Source organism: Nonomuraea sp. SYSU D8015 (assembly GCF_008065375.1).
In the GTDB taxonomy this organism is placed as follows: domain Bacteria; phylum Actinomycetota; class Actinomycetes; order Streptosporangiales; family Streptosporangiaceae; genus Nonomuraea.
In genome coordinates this window covers 172324-190020 of record NZ_VJYI01000024.1, presented here as the reverse complement: position 1 = coordinate 190020, position 17697 = coordinate 172324, and the positions used below count along the sequence as shown (strand labels likewise).

At 70.8% G+C, this 17697-nt stretch carries 13 protein-coding genes and 1 rRNA gene; all 14 read left to right on the top strand.

Going from position 1 to position 17697, the window contains the following annotated elements; genetic code table 11:
- The first annotated feature begins 124 nt into the window (after positions 1–124).
- A 5S ribosomal RNA gene (gene rrf, locus ID574_RS48795) occupies positions 125–241 on the top strand.
- A 142-nt stretch (positions 242–383) separates the two neighbouring features.
- Positions 384–1673, top strand: coding sequence for a bifunctional folylpolyglutamate synthase/dihydrofolate synthase (locus ID574_RS48790; RefSeq protein ID WP_188195915.1), 1290 nt, complete (start codon positions 384–386; stop codon positions 1671–1673).
- A 34-nt stretch (positions 1674–1707) separates the two neighbouring features.
- Complete coding sequence (locus ID574_RS48785) at positions 1708–2049, top strand: DUF4233 domain-containing protein (protein ID WP_223167853.1); 342 nt, start codon at positions 1708–1710, stop codon at positions 2047–2049.
- Positions 2050–2117: 68 nt separating this feature from the next.
- Complete coding sequence (locus ID574_RS48780) at positions 2118–3959, top strand: hypothetical protein (RefSeq protein WP_188195893.1); 1842 nt, start codon at positions 2118–2120, stop codon at positions 3957–3959.
- Positions 3960–4115: 156 nt separating this feature from the next.
- Positions 4116–4526 carry a nucleoside-diphosphate kinase gene (gene ndk / locus ID574_RS48775; protein ID WP_188195892.1) on the top strand — a complete coding sequence of 137 codons (411 nt, stop codon included), beginning with the start codon at positions 4116–4118 and terminating at the stop codon, positions 4524–4526.
- 277 nt (positions 4527–4803) lie between these two features.
- Positions 4804–5835 (top strand): rod shape-determining protein, encoded by a 1032-nt coding sequence (locus tag ID574_RS48770; protein WP_188195891.1) that lies wholly within the window; start codon positions 4804–4806, stop codon positions 5833–5835.
- Positions 5835–6713: a rod shape-determining protein MreC gene (gene mreC, locus ID574_RS48765; RefSeq protein WP_188195890.1), complete on the top strand. Its 879-nt coding sequence runs from the start codon at positions 5835–5837 to the stop codon at positions 6711–6713. The genes ID574_RS48770 and mreC overlap by 1 nt, the downstream gene beginning before the upstream one ends.
- Before the next feature lie 436 nt (positions 6714–7149).
- Positions 7150–7611: a rod shape-determining protein MreD gene (gene mreD, locus ID574_RS48760; RefSeq protein WP_223167852.1), complete on the top strand. Its 462-nt coding sequence runs from the start codon at positions 7150–7152 to the stop codon at positions 7609–7611.
- On the top strand, positions 7608–9653 hold the full coding sequence (mrdA, locus tag ID574_RS48755) for a penicillin-binding protein 2 (RefSeq protein ID WP_188195888.1): 2046 nt from the start codon (positions 7608–7610) through the stop codon (positions 9651–9653). Before mreD ends, mrdA begins: the two co-directional genes overlap by 4 nt.
- Positions 9650–10816, top strand: coding sequence for a rod shape-determining protein RodA (rodA, locus tag ID574_RS48750; protein WP_188195887.1), 1167 nt, complete (start codon positions 9650–9652; stop codon positions 10814–10816). The genes mrdA and rodA overlap by 4 nt, the downstream gene beginning before the upstream one ends.
- Before the next feature lie 3 nt (positions 10817–10819).
- Positions 10820–10999, top strand: coding sequence for a hypothetical protein (locus ID574_RS48745; RefSeq protein ID WP_188195886.1), 180 nt, complete (start codon positions 10820–10822; stop codon positions 10997–10999).
- Positions 11000–11089: 90 nt separating this feature from the next.
- The gene (locus ID574_RS48740) at positions 11090–13000 is read left to right on the top strand and encodes a TIGR03960 family B12-binding radical SAM protein (protein ID WP_188195885.1); all 1911 of its coding nucleotides are present in this window, start codon (positions 11090–11092) and stop codon (positions 12998–13000) included.
- A 154-nt stretch (positions 13001–13154) separates the two neighbouring features.
- Positions 13155–13907, top strand: a complete 753-nt coding sequence (locus ID574_RS48735) for a TIGR03936 family radical SAM-associated protein (protein ID WP_262496149.1) — start codon at positions 13155–13157, stop codon at positions 13905–13907.
- Between the two features lie 145 nt (positions 13908–14052).
- Positions 14053–17574, top strand: a complete 3522-nt coding sequence (locus ID574_RS48730) for an Rne/Rng family ribonuclease (protein ID WP_442939424.1) — start codon at positions 14053–14055, stop codon at positions 17572–17574.
- The last annotated feature ends 123 nt before the right edge of the window (positions 17575–17697 follow it).

Genomic DNA, 17697 nt, shown 5'->3' with positions numbered 1-17697 from the left:
TTTATGCTTTGGTGTGTGCTGCGTTCTGTTACTCTTCGCCGGGTCCAGAGCTGCGCCACATCAAAGAAATCTTGCTCGCGTCCACTAGGCAATTCTGAGACAGCAAGCGGCTGTTTCTCAGGGTTACGGCGGTTATGGCGGGAAGGAAACACCCGGTTACATTCCGAACCCGGAAGTTAAGCTTCTCAGCGCCGATGGTACTGCACTCGGGAGGGTGTGGGAGAGTAGGTCACCGCCGGACAATCTTTAGAATAGGCCCCCGACCGATCGGTCGGGGGCCTATTCGTGTTTCCGGGGTCCGGCCGCCAGGGGGTGGGGTTCGGAGTGGTGTGGATCGTCAGTAGGGTTGAAGAGTGGATTATCGTGCGGTCGAACGCGCGATCATGGAGCGCGGCGTCGAATGGGATTTCGAGCCGACGCTCGACAGGATCGCGGCCCTCCTCGATGTGCTCGGCTCGCCGCAGCGGGCGTACCCGGTCATACACATCGCCGGCACCAACGGCAAGACGAGCACGGCCCGCCTCACCGAGGCGCTGCTCAAAGAGCGCAATCTGCGGGTGGGGCGGTTCACCAGCCCTCACCTGGTGTCGATGCGTGAGCGGATCACCGTTGACGGGGAACCGCTGAGCGAGGAGCGGTTCGCCCAGGTATATGAAGAGATCATCCCGTACGTCGAGCTGACCGACACCCAGGGGCGGCGCATCCAGTTCTTCGAGCTGCTGACGGCCATGGCGTTCGCGGCGTTCGCGGACACGCCGGTCGACGTGGCGGTCGTCGAGGCCGGCATGGGCGGGTCGTGGGATGCCACCAACGTCGCGGATGGGCTCGTGTCGGTGATCACGCCCATCTCCTTGGACCACACCGACCGGCTCGGGCCGGACATTCCTAGCATCGCCGCCGAGAAGGCCGGCATCATCAAGGCAGGCACGACCGCGGTGCTGGCCCAGCAGGAGTTGGCCGCGGCCGAGGTGCTGATGCGGCGGGCGGCCGACGTGGGCGCGGTCGTCGCGCGCGAAGGGCTCGAGTTCGGGGTGATGAGCCGCGAGGTGGCGATCGGCGGGCAGCTGCTCACGCTGCGCGGGCTCAAGGGTGTGTACGACGAGGTCTACCTGCCGCTCTACGGCGCCCACCAGGCGAGCAACGCGGTGTGCGCGCTGGCCGCCGTCGAGGCGCTGACCGGCGGGGACGACCCGCTGGACGCCGACCTCGTACGCCAGGCGTTCGCGCAGGCCTCCTCACCGGGGCGCATGGAGGTCGTGCGCCGTACTCCGACGGTCGTCGTCGACGCGGCGCACAATCCCGGTGGCATGCAGGCGACCCTGGAAGGGCTGCACGAGGCGTTCGATTTCGCCAAGGTCATCGGAGTGGTCGCGGTCATGCGCGACAAAGACGTCGAGGCCCTGCTCGAGCTGCTGGAGCCGATCCTCGACGAGATCGTCGTGACGCGGAACTCCTCGCCTCGGGCGATGTCGCCGGAGGAACTGGCGTCACTGGCCGAGCCGCTCTTCGGAGAGGACCGCGTGCACGTCGTCGACCGACTCGACGACGCCATCGACAAGGGCATCGCCATCGCCGACGCGGAAGGCGAGTTCAGCGGCACGGGGGTGCTCATCACGGGGTCGGTCGTCACGGCGGGTGACGCGCGACGGCTGCTGAGAGCGGAGGGGTCCTGATGGGCGGTCTCGGCCGCGAGGGTGGTGGCTCGCCATGAGGTTCGAGGTCACGCCCGGGATGCGCAGGCTCGGGGCCACCGTGCTGGGCATGGAGGCCATCGTGGCGGGACTGGTCACGCCCGTGGCGATCAGTGTCGGCGGGGTCGCGCCGGCGTTGGCCGTGACCGTGGGCATCGGTCTCGCGGTGCTGTGCGTCGTGGCCGCGGGCCTGCTCAAGAGGCCTTTCGGCTACGTACTCGGAAGCGTCGCGCAGGTGCTGGCGATCTGCACGGGCTTCGTCGTCACGGCCATGTTCTTCCTCGGAGCGATCTTCGCGGCACTGTGGATCACGGCGATTATCGTCGCTCGCCGTGTCGAGGGCGCTACTTCCCGCTAAAGTCGGCCTACATGGCCGTCCCCCCGATCCAGCGGTCGCCTCGTCCGGCTGGCCTCAGACATCCGTGGGTGCTCGACACGGTGCTCGGGCTGCTCGTCGTGGCCGCGCTGCCACTGGCGATCGTCACGATCCCCAACACGCTCTCCGTCGTCGCCAAGCTGCTGCCGGGCGACATCGACCAGGTCGGCTTGATGCGCACGCACGGGCTCGCCCTGCCCGCGCTCATGCTGACCGTTCCGCTCGCGGCGGTGGCGCTGCGCCGCGCCAAGGCCCCCCACGTTCTGCTGGGCGGGCTGGCGCTGGTGGCGCTGTCCGACGCCGCCGGCGGGTACGCCGCCTCCGAGCTCGTCGTCGGTGTCGTCCGCGTCCTGCGCGGCGTCGGCGCCGGTCTCGTCCTGCCCGCCACGCTCGTGGCCGTCTGGGGCCGCGCGCCGGTGCTGCGGGCTCTGTGGGCGGGCGTGTTCGCCCTGAGCCTGCTCGCGGCTCAGGGGCTGGCCCTCTGGCCGCTCGACGAGGTGAGCAGCTGGAAGGTGACGCTGCAACCGTATCCGCTGGTGACGGGGGTGGCCTTGGGCCTGGCGGCCGTCTACTTGGTCGCCTGGATGGTGCTCGGCCGTCCCGCCGCGGACGGCCCTGACGTGCGCGAACGCAGCAGGCTGCTGCTGGCCGCCGTGCCCGCGGCGGGGATCGCGGTCGTGGCGATCAGCACCGCGACCGAGGGCTGGCGGGCCATTCCGGTGATCCTGCTGGCGGCCACGGCGGTCGTCGGACTGCTGGCGCTGGCCTCGATCGGCGCCGCGGAGAGCCGCAGGCTGGCGTACTCCATGGTGGCGGTCGGCGTCGTGCTGCTGCCCAGCGCGGCGCAGGTCACGCTGGTGGAGATGGGCGGTCTCGGCGGGCCTGGTCTGCGCGGGCTCTGGATTCCGTACGGGGTCGCGGGGCTGCTCGCGGTGGGCGCGGCGGTCGTGGTGCGGCTGTTCGCGCCCGCCGCGGGGCGGTGGCTCGCACCCCTGGGGCTGCTCTCGATGGTGGTGGGGCTGTGCTCGGTGCGGCTGGTGGTGCCCTCCGCCGACGGCCTCGTGCTGGCGGTGCCGTTCGCGCTGCTCGCCGTGGGGGCGGCGGTGGCGTTGACGGCGACGCTGCAGGAGGTGGGCATCGGGACGGCGGCGTTCGGCCTGTCGCTGTGCTTCGCGGGGGTGCTGGCGGGGTTCCTGCTCGGCACCGGCGTGCAGATGGCGATGCTCGACGGGGTGAGGTCGGCTCAGGAGCTGGTCGACAGCTTTGTCGGGGCGTTGCACTGGTGGGCGTTGATCGGCGGCTTCCTGACGGTGGCGGTCATCGTGCTCGCCGCCCTGATGGCGCGGCGGCCCGGCAAGGGGACGGCGGACGAGGGCGACGGGGGTCCGCCGCCGTCCGGTGCGGATTCCGGGAGCCGCGCGGGCGCGCGGCCAGCGGAGGCAGGCGGGGACGTGCTGCTCGTCCAGGCGCCGGCTGACCATGGGCCGGTGGTTCCGGGATCGGCCGGTGAGAGGCAGGTCGTCTCGGCCCCGGCGGGCGGTGACGGCTCTTCGACGGGCGCTCATGGTGGCGACGTGGCGGCGGGTCATGGTGCTGCCGCGGGCGACGAGGGATCGGACGGCAGCGGCGAGGGGAGCTCGGGTGGCAGGCTTCGGTGGGGAGACGCCGTCCGTGCGGAGGAGGCGGGCGTCGACGGCGCGGGGCGGGGCGCCAGGGCAGGAGCCGTGGGGGACGACGACGAGCCGACCGGTATCGTTCCGCGGGTCGTGCTGCCCGTGTCGTCCCAGGGCGCCTTCGACAAGCTGAGGCCCCCGCGGGACGGTGAGACGTCCGGTGGTCCGCCGACCGTGCCGCCGCAAGGGCATTCGCCCGAGGACACCGCATCCCCGTGAAGCCCGGCTTCCCGTCGGAAACGAGGCCACGGGCGCGGGACGGTAAGCTGAGAGCCCAGCTACGGCGACGCGCGGGCCGCTGCCCCGCGAAGCATTCTCGCGGTGAGGCCGGGCGCCGGTAGCCGCGACCCCACTCTGTTCGAAGGAGAACTCCAAGTGTCCGAGCGCACTCTTGTCCTGATCAAGCCCGACGGGGTTAAGCGTGGCCTCATCGGTGACGTGATCTCCCGTGTGGAGCGCAAGGGCCTCAAGGTCGTGGCGATGGACCTGCGCACCCTCGACGCCGACACCGCCAAGGCGCACTACGCCGAGCACGCCGAGCGGCCGTTCTTCGGTGAGCTCGTCGAGTTCATCACGTCGGGGCCGCTCGTCGCCATGGTGCTCGAGGGCCCGCGCGCCATCGAGGCGTTCCGCGCCTTGGCCGGCGCCACCGACCCGGTCAAGTCGGCTCCCGGCACGATCCGCGGCGACCACGCCCTCGAGATCGGCGAAAACGTCGTCCACGGCTCCGACTCGCCCGAGTCGGCCGCCAGGGAGATCAAGATCTTCTTCCCGGACCGCTTCTAGCCGTTCCGGCGTCGTTCGCGCCCGTGCAGCCGGTCCCTCGCTGCGCGGGCGCGAACGTTTCGCCGGTGGTCCCGCGTATGGTGCGTACGGGAGTGGAACGTTCCACACGGCCATCGGATGTTGTGGTGCAATCCGGGCAAAATTGCGGTTGAGGTTGAGGCTGGAGATTTTTGGGGGGCGCGGGGGCTGACTGCGCCCAACGGTGGGTACGTCACGTTACGATTCGAATTCAATCCGTAGTCATTCGCGAACGACGTTACGGAGGGCTCCGTTCCCCATGGGCAGCAAGCTCGCGTTCCTCGGCCGTGACATGGCGGTCGACCTGGGCACCGCCAACACGTTGGTCTACGTGCGCGGCCGGGGCATCGTGCTCAACGAGCCGTCAGTCGTAGCGATCAACACCACCACGGGCAAGATCGTGGCGGTCGGCATCGAAGCCAAGCGGATGATCGGGCGCACGCCCGGCAACATCATCGCGGTGCGGCCGCTGAAGGACGGCGTGATCGCCGACTTCGATGTCACCGAGCGCATGTTGCGATATTTCATCCAAAGGGTGCACAGACGCCGACACATGGCCAAGCCACGCATCATCATCGCCGTTCCCAGCGGCATCACCAGCGTCGAGCAGCGCGCGGTGAAGGAGGCCGGCTACCAGGCGGGCGCCAGGAAGGTCTACATCGTCGAGGAGCCCATGGCCGCGGCCATCGGCGCCGGGCTGCCGGTGCACGAGCCGACCGGCAACATGGTCGTCGACATCGGCGGCGGCACCACCGAGGTGGCGATCATCTCGATGGGCGGCGTGGTCACCAGCCAGTCCATCAGGATCGGCGGCGACGAGCTCGACCAGGCGGTGATCGCGTTCGCGAAGAAGGAGTTCTCGCTGATGCTGGGCGAGCGCACCGCCGAAGAGATCAAGATGGCCATCGGCTCGGCGTGCCCCCAGAACGAGGAGGCGCACGCGGAGATCCGCGGCCGCGACCTGGTCAGCGGACTGCCCAAGACGATCATCGTGTCCGGCGAGGAGATCAGGAAGGCCATCGAGGAGCCGGTCAACGCGATCGTCGACGCGGTGAAGACGACGCTCGACAAGTGCCCGCCCGAGCTGTCCGGCGACATCATGGACCGCGGCATTGCTCTCACCGGCGGCGGCGCCCTGCTCAAGGGGCTGGACGAGCGGGTCAGGGCCGAGACGGGCATGCCGGTGCACCTCGTCGAGAACGCCCTCGACTCGGTCGCCCTCGGCTCGGGCAGGTGCGCCGAGGAGTTCGAGGCGCTGCACGAGGTCCTGGTGCCGGAGTCGCGACACTGATGAGAGACTCGCGCCGGGCCAGGCTGATCCTCGGAGTGCTGTTGACGGCGGCGCTGGTCATCCTGACGATCGACCACCGCACCGGCGACAACTCGCCTCTGCGCCCGCTGCGCGCGGCGGGAGCGTGGATCTTCGGCGCGGCCGAGCAGTTCGGCAGCGGGGTGGTGCGGCCGGTCGGCGCTTTCGTGCACGCGCTCATCACCGCGCCGAGCGCCCAGGAGCGCATCCGGGCGCTCACGGAGGAGAACGCGAGGCTGCGGTCGGGCCTGGTGGCCGGCAGGCTCGACGCGGCCCGCTCCAGCGAGCTCAAGAAGCTCCTGGGCCTGGCCGGTGCGGGGGGATACAAGGTCGTCACGGCCAACGTGGTCGCCAGGCGGGGGCAGCCGGGGTTCGAGGACGCCGTGCAGATCGACGTGGGCACGGACGACGGGGTGCGCTCGGAGATGACCGTGCTCAACGGTGACGGGCTGGTCGGGCGCGTCATCCGCGCCTCCGCCCACACCTCGACGGTGGTGCTGCTCAGCGACCCCGCCTCGGCCGCCGGGGCGCGTCTCGAAGGCGGCAAGGAGATCGGGGTCGTGCACGGGGTGGGCGAGTACGGGCGGCTCGTGCAGTTCCGGCTCCTCGACTCCACGGCGCCGCTGACCAGGGGCGGGCGCATCGTCAGCTTCGGGTCGCAGAACGGGCGGCCGTACGTGCCGGGGGTGCCCATCGGGGTGATCGAGCGGGTGGAGTCGACGCCCGGGGAGCTGACCCGCATCGCGTACGCGCGGCCGTACGCGGATCTGACGGCGCTCGACGTGGTCGGCGTGGTGGTGCAGGGGCCCAGACGGGATCCGCGTGACGCGGTGCTGCCCGACAAGGAGGGGGCGCGATGATCGGGCGCCACGGTGGGGAAGCGGCCACGACGGCCGGGCGACGCGGGCCCGGCGCGGACGCGGCCGACCGGCGCCACGGGCCGGCTGCGGCTGCGGAGGTCGGACGACGTTGCCCGGGTGGGTGTGCGGCTGCGGAGATCCGGCGACGTCGTCCGGGTGCCTGCGCGGTGGCGGGCGGCCGGGATGCCTGTGCGGCTCGGGAGGGCGGGCGACGTGGCCCGGGTGCCTGTGCGGCTCGGGAGGGCGGGCGACGTCGTCCGAGTGCGTGTGCGTGGGCGGTGGTGGGACGGCGTGGCCTGCGTGCCTGTGAGGTGGTGGGGCGGCGTGATTCCGGTGCGACTGCGGGGGCCGGGCGGCGCGGGCAGGGAGAGGGCGTCCCGAGGCGGCTGCGCGGCGTCGCGGTGAGTGGAGGGGCGGGCCGGAAGGGGGCGCGGTGATGGCGGGGCTGTCCGTGGTGCTGGCGTTGCTGGCCCAGGTCATGCTGGTCAACCGGGTGCCGTTGCCGGCCGGGGGCGCGCCCGACCTGGTGTTGCTGGCCGTCGTCGGCGCGGCCCTGGCGCGCGGGGCCTCGTCCGGGGCGCTGTTCGGGTTCTTCGCCGGGCTCCTGGTCGACGTCATGCCGCCGACCGCGCACCTGGTGGGTCAATACGCGTTCGTGCTGGCGCTCGTCGGCTACGTCGCCGGGCGCGGCGCGGGCGGGCCGGCGACGACGGTGGTGCTGTGCGTGCTGATGGCGCCGCTGCTGGCCGCGGCCGTGGGCATGCTGATCTCCGATCCCCGGGTGACGGCGTCCACGCTGACCGAGCAGGTGCCGGTCACCGTCGTCTACACGCTGCTCGTGTCCCCCATCGTGATCTGGCTGACCACACGGGACAGACGGCCGAGGTACTCGACATGATGAGGATGCGGGCCCGGCTGCTGGTGCTGCAGGTGCTGGTGCTGGCGCTGCTCGTCCTGCTCACGGTGCGGTTGTGGCAGGTGCAGGTGGTGCGGGGGCACGAGTTCGTCACGCGGGCGACGGAGACCAGGACGCGCACCGTGATCGTGCCGGCCGTGCGCGGGCAGATCCTCGACTCGTCCGGGCGGCCGCTGGTGCGCAACAAGACCGCGCTGGTGGTGTCCGTCGACCGGGCCATGCTGGTGAGGATGCCCGACGGCGGCGTGAAGGTGCTGCGCAAGCTGTCCGCGGTGCTCGGCCGGCCGGTCTCGGACCTCCAGCAGCGGATCACGCCGTGCGGGCCGGGGGTGGGCAAGCCGTGCTGGACGGGCTCGCCGTACCAGCCGGTGCCTCTGGACGAGAAGGTCGACCCCCGGAAGGCGCTGCAGATCCTCGAGCGCCAGGAGGAGTTCCCCGGGGTGACGGCGGAGATCCACTCCGTCCGGCAATACCCCGGCGGCCGGGCGGGGGCCCAGATGCTCGGTTATCTGCAGCCGGTCACCGAGCAGGAGCTGGAGCAGCGCGAAGGGCTCAAGGCCAGCTTCTCCGGCGTCGACCTGGCCGGGCGCGACGGGCTCGAATACGTCTACGACGACGCGCTGCGCGGCAAGGCGGGGCGGCGCACGGTGCAGGTCGACCGGATGGGCAAGGCGCTCGGAGTCGAGCATCAGGTGGCGCCCGTTGCCGGCGACCACCTGGTGACCAGCATCGACTCGCGCATCCAGGCCGTGACCGAGAGGGCGCTGACCAAGGCCATGAAGTCGGCGCCGAGCGCGGACGGAGGGGCGGCGGTGGTGCTGGACGCGCGTACGGGGCGGGTGGTGGCGCTGGCCAGCGCGCCCAGCTACGACCCGGAGATCTGGGCGGGCGGCATCTCGGCGCGCGGCTACCAGTGGCTGCTGTCGGAGAAGTCAGGCAAGCCGCTGGTGTCGCGGGCGATCAACGGCCAGTTCGCGCCGGGCTCAACGTTCAAGATCTCGTCGGTGGCGGCGATGTTGCGGGCCGGCTACCCGCTGAACGGCAACTACCCCTGCCCCGGCTCCGTCAACGTGGGCGGCCGGGCCTTCAACAACTTCCGCGGCATCCCGCTCGGCACGCTCAGCCTGCACACGGCGCTGGTCAAGTCGTGCGACACGATCTTCTACAAGGCCGCGTACGAGCAATACCTCAAGGATGGCGGGCGCCATCCGAAGAAGCCGCCGAAAGAGGTGTTCGCCAACATGGCCAGGGCGTTCGGGTTCGGCCGGCCGACCGGCGTGGACCTGCCCGGGGAGTCGGCGGGCCGCATTCCCGACCGGGCGTGGAAGAAGGACCTGTGGAACAGGACCAGTGCGGTGAGCTGCGAGCGGTCGCGCAAGGGATATCCGGAGGTGAAGGACCGGGCGCGGGCCGAGTTCCTCAAGCGGCTGGCGCTGGAGAACTGCACCGAGGGATTCCTGCTGCGGCCCGGTGACTCGGCCAACTTCTCCATCGGCCAGGGTGACGTGCTGGTCACGCCGATGCAGCTGGCCAGGGCTTATCTCGCGCTGGTGAGCGACGGCAAGCTGCGCAGCCCGCGCATCGCGTGGGCGCAGGTGCGGCCGGACGGCAAGGTCGTCAGGACCTTCCCCGTGCCGGTGGTGGGCAAGCTGCCGATCAGCGAGAAGGAGCGCCTCTACATCAAGAACGCGCTGAGCCAGGTCGCCGCCGACGGCACCGCGGCAGGGGCCTTCGCCGGGTTCCCGATGGACAAAGTACGCGTTGGCGGCAAGACCGGCACCGCGGAGGTCTGGGGCAAGAAAGACACCTCCTGGTTCGCCTCGTTCGCGCCGACGAAGAACCCGCAGTACGTGGTCGTCGCCATGGTCTCCCAGGGCGGCATGGGCTCGCAGACGGCGGCGCCGGCCGTGCGGGAGATCTACGAGGGCATCTACGGCATCAAACGGCCCGCGGCCGTGCCGGGCGGCAAGCTCGTGACCAAGCTGCCGACGTTCCGGCCCGACGGAACGGTGGCCCCGGGATGACCGCCCGTACCGCCGTCATCCAGAGGCCCTCGCTGCTGCGGCGGATGACGGCCGAGAACTCGACGCTACGCAGGCTCGACGGGCTCATGCTGGTCGCGGTGGCCGGGCTGTGCGTGATCGGCACGCTCCTGGTGTGGTCCTCCACCAGGACGTGGGCGCCCGGCTCCACGGGGCTGGTGAAGAAGCACCTGCTCAACGAGGTCATCGGGGTGGTGCTGTGCGCGGTGGTGACCACGGTGGACCACCGGGCGATGCGGGCGTACGCACCCCTGGTGTTCCTGGTGTCGCTGGTGGGGCTGGGGCTGGTGCTCACGCCGCTGGGGGCGACGATCAACGGCTCGCACTCGTGGATCCTGCTCGGCGGGGGGTTCGCGGTGCAGCCGTCGGAGTTCGCCAAGGTGGGGCTGGTGCTGGTCATCGCGATGCTGCTGGCGCAGCCCGCCGAGGGCAGCGACCGGCCGCGCGGGCTCGACGTCGTGCTGGCCATCCTCGCCGCGTCCGTCACGATGGGGTTGGTGATGCTCCAGCCCGACCTCGGCACGGCCATGGTGCTGGCAGTGATCACCGCGTCCGCATTGATCCTCGGCGGGGTGCGCAAACGCGTGATCGCGCTGCTGGCCGCGGTGACGGCCGCCGGGGTGTTCGCGGTGTTCGCGTTCGAGATGCTGGAGCCGTACCAGGTCGCGCGGTTCACCGCGTTCGTCGATCCGAGCGTCGATCCGCGCGGGGTGGGCTACAACAGCACGCAGTCGCTCATCGCCATCGGCTCCGGGCAGCTGCTGGGCAAGGGGCTGCTCGGCGGGGGGCAGACGACGGGCAGGTTCGTGCCGGAGCAGCACACCGACTTCATCTTCACGGTGGCGGGGGAGGAGTTCGGGTTCCTCGGGTCGGTCACGGTCGTGCTGCTGCTCGGAGTCGTGCTGGTGCGCGGGCTGAAGATCGCCAGGAGGTGCGAGGACAGGTTCGGGACGCTGGTCGCGGGGACGATCGTGTGCTGGTTCGGGTTCCAGACGTTCATCAACGTCGGGATGACGATCGGGATCATGCCGATCACGGGGCTGCCGTTGCCGTTCGTGTCGTATGGCGGTACCGCGACATTCGCGAATCTCATCGCAATCGGGCTGCTTCAAGCCATCAAACTGCGGGGTCAGTCGTTTAATTGAAGTATGTTCCTGGCCTATTGCGACGAGTGCGAGGACCGCTTCCTGCTGCCGCCCAACCACGTGGTCGCCCTGCACAATCTGGCGAGCGGCGTGATCGCCGTCGAGCTGACCTGCTACGAGGGGCACCACGTCATGGTGCTCAGCGGAAACGACATAGACATTCCCGGGCCTGCCACGGTCTGAGGCGACGGCGGCATCTCGGGCCGTCCGCGCTCTGAGGTGACAGCGGCGTCTCGGACCTGCCACTGTCTGACCGCCGCTACGCTGGACGGTATGCCTGTCGAGTCGATTTTCCACCGCCTGGAAGCGCTGCTGCCCAAGGTGCAGAAGCCCATCCAGTACGTCGGAGGTGAGCTCAACTCGACCGTCAAGGACTGGGACTCCGCCGACGTACGGTGGGCGCTGATGTACCCGGACGCCTACGAGGTCGGGTTGCCCAACCAGGGTGTGGCGATCCTCTACGAGATCCTCAACGAGCTTCCCGCGACGCTGGCCGAGCGCACCTACGCCGTCTGGCCGGACCTCGAGGCGCTCATGCGGGCCGAGGGCGTGCCGCAGTTCACCGTCGACGCGCACCGGCCGGTCCGGGCCTTCGACGTGCTCGGGGTGTCGTTCTCCACCGAGCTCGGCTACACCAACCTGCTGACCGCGCTCGACCTGGCCGGCATCCCGCTGGAGGCCGTGCGCCGGGGCGAGGACGACCCGATCGTGATCGCCGGCGGCCACGCGGCCTTCAACCCCGAGCCGATCGCCGACTTCATCGACGCGGCCGTGCTCGGCGACGGCGAGCAGATCTCCATCGCCATCACCGAGGTCATCCGCGAGTGGAAGGCGGAGGGCAGGCCCGGCGGCCGGGACGAGCTGCTGATGCGGCTCGCGGAGTCCGGTGGGGTTTATGTCCCGAAATTTTACGATGTCGACTACCACCCTGACGGTCGCATCAAGCGCGTCGCGCCCAACCGGGCCGAGGTGCCGTGGCGGGTGCACAAGCACACCGTGATGGACCTCGACGAGTGGCCCTACCCGAAGAAGCCGCTGGTCCCGCTGGCCGAGACGGTGCACGAGCGGTTCAGCGTGGAGATCTTCCGCGGCTGCACGCGCGGGTGCAGGTTCTGTCAGGCCGGTATGATCACGCGCCCGGTGCGTGAGCGGTCGATCACCACGATCGGCGCCATGGTCGAAAACGGCGTCAAGGAGTCCGGCTTCAACGAGGTGGGCCTGCTGTCGCTGTCGTCGGCCGACCACTCCGAGATCGGCGACATCGCCAAGGGCCTGGCCGACCGCTACGAGGGCACCAACACCTCGCTGTCGCTGCCCTCGACCAGGGTCGACGCGTTCAACATCGACCTGGCCAACGAGTTCTCCAGGAACGGGCGCCGCTCGGGCCTGACGTTCGCGCCCGAGGGTGGCTCCGAGCGGATGCGCAAGGTGATCAACAAGATGGTCACCGAGGAAGACCTCATCCGCACCGTCACCACGGCCTACTCGCAGGGGTGGCGGCAGGTCAAGCTCTACTTCATGTGCGGGCTGCCCACCGAGACCGACGAAGACGTGCTCGGCATCGCCGACCTGGCCAAGAAGGTCATCAAGGCGGGCCGGGAGGCCACCGGCAGCCGCGACATCCGCTGCACCGTCTCCATCGGCGGCTTCGTGCCCAAGCCGCACACCCCGTTCCAGTGGGCCGGCCAGGCCGACCATGAGACCGTCGACCGGCGGCTCAAGGCACTGCGCGACGCGCTCAGGGGCGACAAGGAATACGGCCGGGCCATCGGCTACCGCTACCACGACGGCAAGCCCTCGATCGTGGAGGGCCTGCTCTCGCGCGGCGACCGCCGGGTCGGCGCCGTGATCCGCGCCGTCTGGGAGGACGGCGGCCGGTTCGACGGCTGGAGCGAGCACTTCTCGTACGAGCGTTGGATGGCGGCCGCCGAGAAGGCGGGCGTCGACGTCGACTGGTACACCACGCGCGAGCGGGAGGAGAACGAGGTCCTGCCGTGGGACCACCTCGACGCCGGGCTCGACCGCGAATGGCTGTGGCAGGACTGGCAGGAGGCCATCTCCGGCGGCGAGGTCGAAGACTGCCGCTGGACCCCGTGCTACGACTGCGGCGTCTGCCCGACCATGGGCACGGAAATTCAAATCGGTCCCACGGGGCGAAAACTCCTTCCTCTTACGGTGGTCTAGCGCGCTCAGTGGGCGAGCCGTGCCTCGGCGTACACGTACATACGCCCCGGCGGCTTATCCTGAGACGAAGGAACTCTTACAAAGGGAAGGACGACAAGCTCTGAAACCTGTTCCCGAAGGGCCTCCGCCCGCGCCCACGGTGCAGCGCCTGCGTGTGCGTTACGCCAAGCGCGGTCGCCTGCGCTTCACCAGCCACCGCGACATCTCGCGGGCCGTTGAGAGAGCGGTCCGCCGTGCCGGCATTCCGGTGGCCTACAGCGCGGGCTTCTCGCCCCATCCGAAGATCTCCTACGCGGGCGCGGCGCCGACCGGTGTCGCCAGCGAAGCCGAATACCTCGAGATCGGTGTTACCACGCCGTGCGACCCCGAGCAGGTCAGATTCGGCCTGGACGAGTCGTTGCCGCCGGGCCTCGATGTGCTCGACGTCGTGGAGGCGGGGCCGGGAGGGCTGGCCGACCGCTTGGAGGTCTCCGACTGGGAGGTGCGCCTGCCCGGTGCCGATCGCGAGCTCGCCGAGGTGGCGGCGGAGAAGTTCCTCGCGGCGGGCACCGTGGAGGTCGAGCGCCTCACCAAGAAGGGCATGCGCCGCTTCGACGCGCGAGAGGCCGTCCTGGGGCTCACGGTGTCCGAGGGAACAGACAGAACCGCAGCTCAGGTGCATGGACAACCGTGTGTCATACTGCGCATGGTTGTTCGGCACATGACGCCTGCCGTTCGACCCGACGATGTGCTCACAGGGCTGCGCCTTGTGGCCGACTTCGCGCCGCCGGTTCCCCCCGAGGTGACCAGGCTGGCGCAGGGGCCGCTCGACGCACGCACCGGTGCACTCGCCGATCCGCTCGACCTGGACCGCGACAACACGCGCGGCGGCGAGGCGGGACCGGCGAGTGAGCACGTCGCCGGTTAAGGACGTGCCCAGCGTGAGCCGGGCACGACCGCTGACAGGACTTGGCGCCAGTGACTCCGTCGTGGAGGCGCTGGCGGACAACTGAGACACGAGGGCTCCTGCGCGGCGCGGCGACGCGCCCGGGAGCTGACGGGAGAGCGCCCGCATGCTCGATAACGAGCCCAACGCCGGGGCCACTGGCCCTGACGGGGAAACAACTGAACAGAACAAGGCGACCGAGCGCCGCCGCTCCGCCAGCCGTCCGGCGGGTCCGCCGCCGGAGATTCCTGAGGAGCCGGCCTCCGTTCCGGTCACCGTTCCGGCCGCGCAGGCCGCGCCGACCGTGGCGGAGGTCGCGCCGGTGCACGGCACTGTCGCGCGCAGGGCTGCCGGAGAGCCCGATCCTGACATTCTGGCGGCGGTCGAGGGCACGAACGGCGTGGGCGCCGCGGCTGCCGGTGGCGCCGAGGTCCAGAGCCCGGCAGAGGGTGCTCTGGCCGACGTGGTCGCCGAGGCCGTGGAGGAGAAGCCCAAGCGGGCCACGCGTACGCGGTCGACCGCCACGACGGCGCGGCGGCGTACGACCAAGAAGGCCGGCGAGGCTCAGCCGGAAGCCGCAGGAGTGCTCCCGGAGGACGGCGCGCCGGCTGAGACCGGCGCGCCGGCGGCCGGCGAGGCCGGTGTCGCGGCTCCTGCCCAGGCTGGTGTGATCGCGCCTGCGGAGTCCGGCGCGGCGGCGGCCGGGGAGGCCGATCTGGCGGCGTCCGGCGAGGCCGGTGCCGCTGTGACCGCCGGGGCTGGGGCGACGGTTTCCGCCGAGGACGTTTCCGCGGCGCCCGCCGAGGCGGCGCCGAAGCGGCGGAGGACCCGCAAGAAGGCGGAGCCGGAAGAGCCCGCTGCCGCTGTCGTCGATCAGGGCGTCGCCCCGGCCGCTGCGGCGCCGTCGGGCGGCGCTGAAGTGGCCGCCCCGTCGGGTGGCGCAGAGGTGGCCGCCCCGTCGGGTGGTGCCGAGGCCGGTGCGCCGTTCGGCGAAGGCGAGGCGGTCGCCGCTGGTGGCGACGTGGCCGGTGCCGGCGATGCCGGGACTCTCGCCGGTGGCGAGGACGTCGTCGGCGAAGGCGCGGCGGCGCAGGCCGGCGTCACCGAGGCCAAGACGACGCGGGCCCGTCGTGGCGCCACCGCGCGAACCGGACGCAGTGCGTCCACGCGCGCCGGTCGCGGTGCGGCCGCGCGGGCGGCGGTCTCCGGCGAGGAGGCCGGCACCGCGCAGGCGCAGGATTCCGCCGGCGACGCCGGTGCTCCGCAGACAGCTGAGGCCGAAGGCCCGCAGGCCGCGGTCTCCGGTGGCGAGGGCGTCGCTCCGCAGGCCGCGGCCGCGGGTGGCGACGTGGAGGCTGCCCGGAGGGCGGCCGCGGGTGATGTCACGGCTGCTCAGGCCGATGACGTCAAGGCCGAGATTTCCGGGGCTGACGTCGAGGACGAGGACATCTTGGAGATCCTGCCCGAGGACGAGCCGCTCGACGACGAGCCCGCCGGTGAGGATCTCGACGAGGAGCCCGTGCGGCCTAGCCTGCTCGCCGACCCCTTCGGGCTGGCCGCGCGCAGGCAGGAGGAGCCGGGCACCGCGTTCCAGCGGCACACGGCGGCCATCTTCGCGCCGCTGTTCCAGGCTCCCGACCCCAGCCAGGCCAAGCCGGCCCCGGTGCGCCGTGCCGAGCCGCCGCAGCCGCCCGAGCCGGCGGAGGCCGAAGAGCTCGTCGAAGAGATCGTGAGCGAGGAAGAGGCCGACGTCGACACCTCCGATGAGCAGGAGGAGGAAGGCGGCGGCCGTCGCCGTCGCCGCCGCCGTGGCGGCCGGGGCCGCGGCAAGTCGCGGGAGCGCGACGAGGCCGAGGAGGGCGAGGAGCAGGACGAGGACGCCGAAGAGGAGCAGGCCGACGAGGCCCAGGAAGAGGAGGCCTCCACCTCGCGCCGCCGTCGTCGCCGTCGCCGCCGGGGCACGGACGATACCGTCGAGCCGGCCAGCGACGACCCGCCGAACACGGTGGTGCGCATCCGCGCGCCGCGCTCGGGGCGTACGACCACGCTCGACACCGCCACCGACGGCGTGCAGAGCGTGCGCGGCTCCACCAGGCTCGAGGCCAAGAAGCAGCGTCGCCGCGAGGGTCGCGAGCTGGGCCGCAGGCGCCCGCCGATCATCACGGAGTCGGAGTTCCTGGCCCGCCGCGAGTCTGTCGACCGGATGATGGTGGTGCGCCGCCAGGGCGACCGCACGCAGATCGCGGTGCTGGAGGACGGCGTGCTCGTCGAGCACTACGTCAACCGCGAGGCCAGCCAGTCTTACGTCGGCAACGTCTACCTCGGCAAGGTGCAGAACGTGCTGCCGTCGATGGAGGCGGCGTTCGTGGACATCGGCAAGGGCAGGAACGCGGTCCTGTACGCCGGCGAGGTCAACTTCGACACCGCCGGGCTGGAGGGCCAGCCGAAGCGGATCGAGTCGGCGCTGAAGTCCGGGCAGTCCGTGCTCGTGCAGGTCACCAAGGACCCGATCGGGCACAAGGGCGCGCGGCTCACGTCGCAGATCAGCCTGCCCGGGCGCTACCTGGTCTACGTGCCCGACGGCTCGATGACCGGGATCAGCCGCAAGCTGCCCGACAAGGAGCGCACGCGGCTCAAGAGCATCCTGAAGAAGGTCATGCCGGAGAACGCCGGCGTGATCGTGCGTACGGCGGCCGAGGGCGCCTCGGAGGACGAGCTGGCCCGCGACGTGGCCCGGTTGTCCGCCCAGTGGGAGAACATCCAGAAGAAGGCCAAGTCGGCCAGCCCGCCCGAGCTGCTGTCCGCCGAGCCCGACCTGACCATCAGGGTCGTGCGCGACGTCTTCAACGAGGACTTCACCTCGCTGGTCGTCCAGGGTGACGAGGCGTGGGACACGGTCGACGAGTACGTCAAGTACGTCGCGCCGCACCTGGCCGAACGCCTGTCGAGGTGGGACGGCGACGAGGGCGGCGGCGACGTGTTCGAGTCGTACCGGATCGACGAGCAGCTGGCCAAGGCGCTCGATCGCAAGGTGTGGCTGCCGAGCGGCGGCTCGCTGGTGATCGACCGTACCGAGGCGATGACCGTCGTCGACGTCAACACCGGCAAGTTCACCGGCCAGGGCGGCAACCTCGAGGAGACCGTCACCAGGAACAACCTCGAGGCGGCCGAGGAGATCGTGCGCCAGCTCCGGCTGCGCGACATCGGCGGCATCATCGTGATCGACTTCATCGACATGGTGCTGGAGTCCAACCGCGACCTGGTGCTGCGGCGGCTCCTGGAGTGCCTGGCGCGCGACAGGACGAAGCACCAGGTGGCCGAGGTGACCTCGCTGGGTCTGGTCCAGATGACGCGTAAGCGGGTCGGTCAGGGGCTGCTGGAGGCGTTCTCGACCCCATGTGACTGCTGCAACGGGCGCGGCCTGCTGGTCTCCACCGAGCCGGTGGAGGGCAAGCCCGAGCCGCGCGGCACGCAGGGGAAGATGGCCGTCGAGAAGGCGGTCTCCGACAAGGTTTCCGCGGCCAAGGACTCCTCCAGCCGTGATACGGTGACCGGTGCGCTTGAAGACGTCCCGGCTGAGGACGACCAAGCCGGCCAGACTTCCGGCAGGGGGCGGCGACGCTCCCGCCGAGCCAAGTCCGCCGAGTAGCTTCGACGGACTTCCGACGATCCGTCCGGTTCGCCTGGGGGCCCGATCATCGGGTACCCTGGTGAATCGGTGCGTCAGGTGACGCGCCCTGTTGGCGCGCCTACTCGGTTCGTCGGTTTGAGA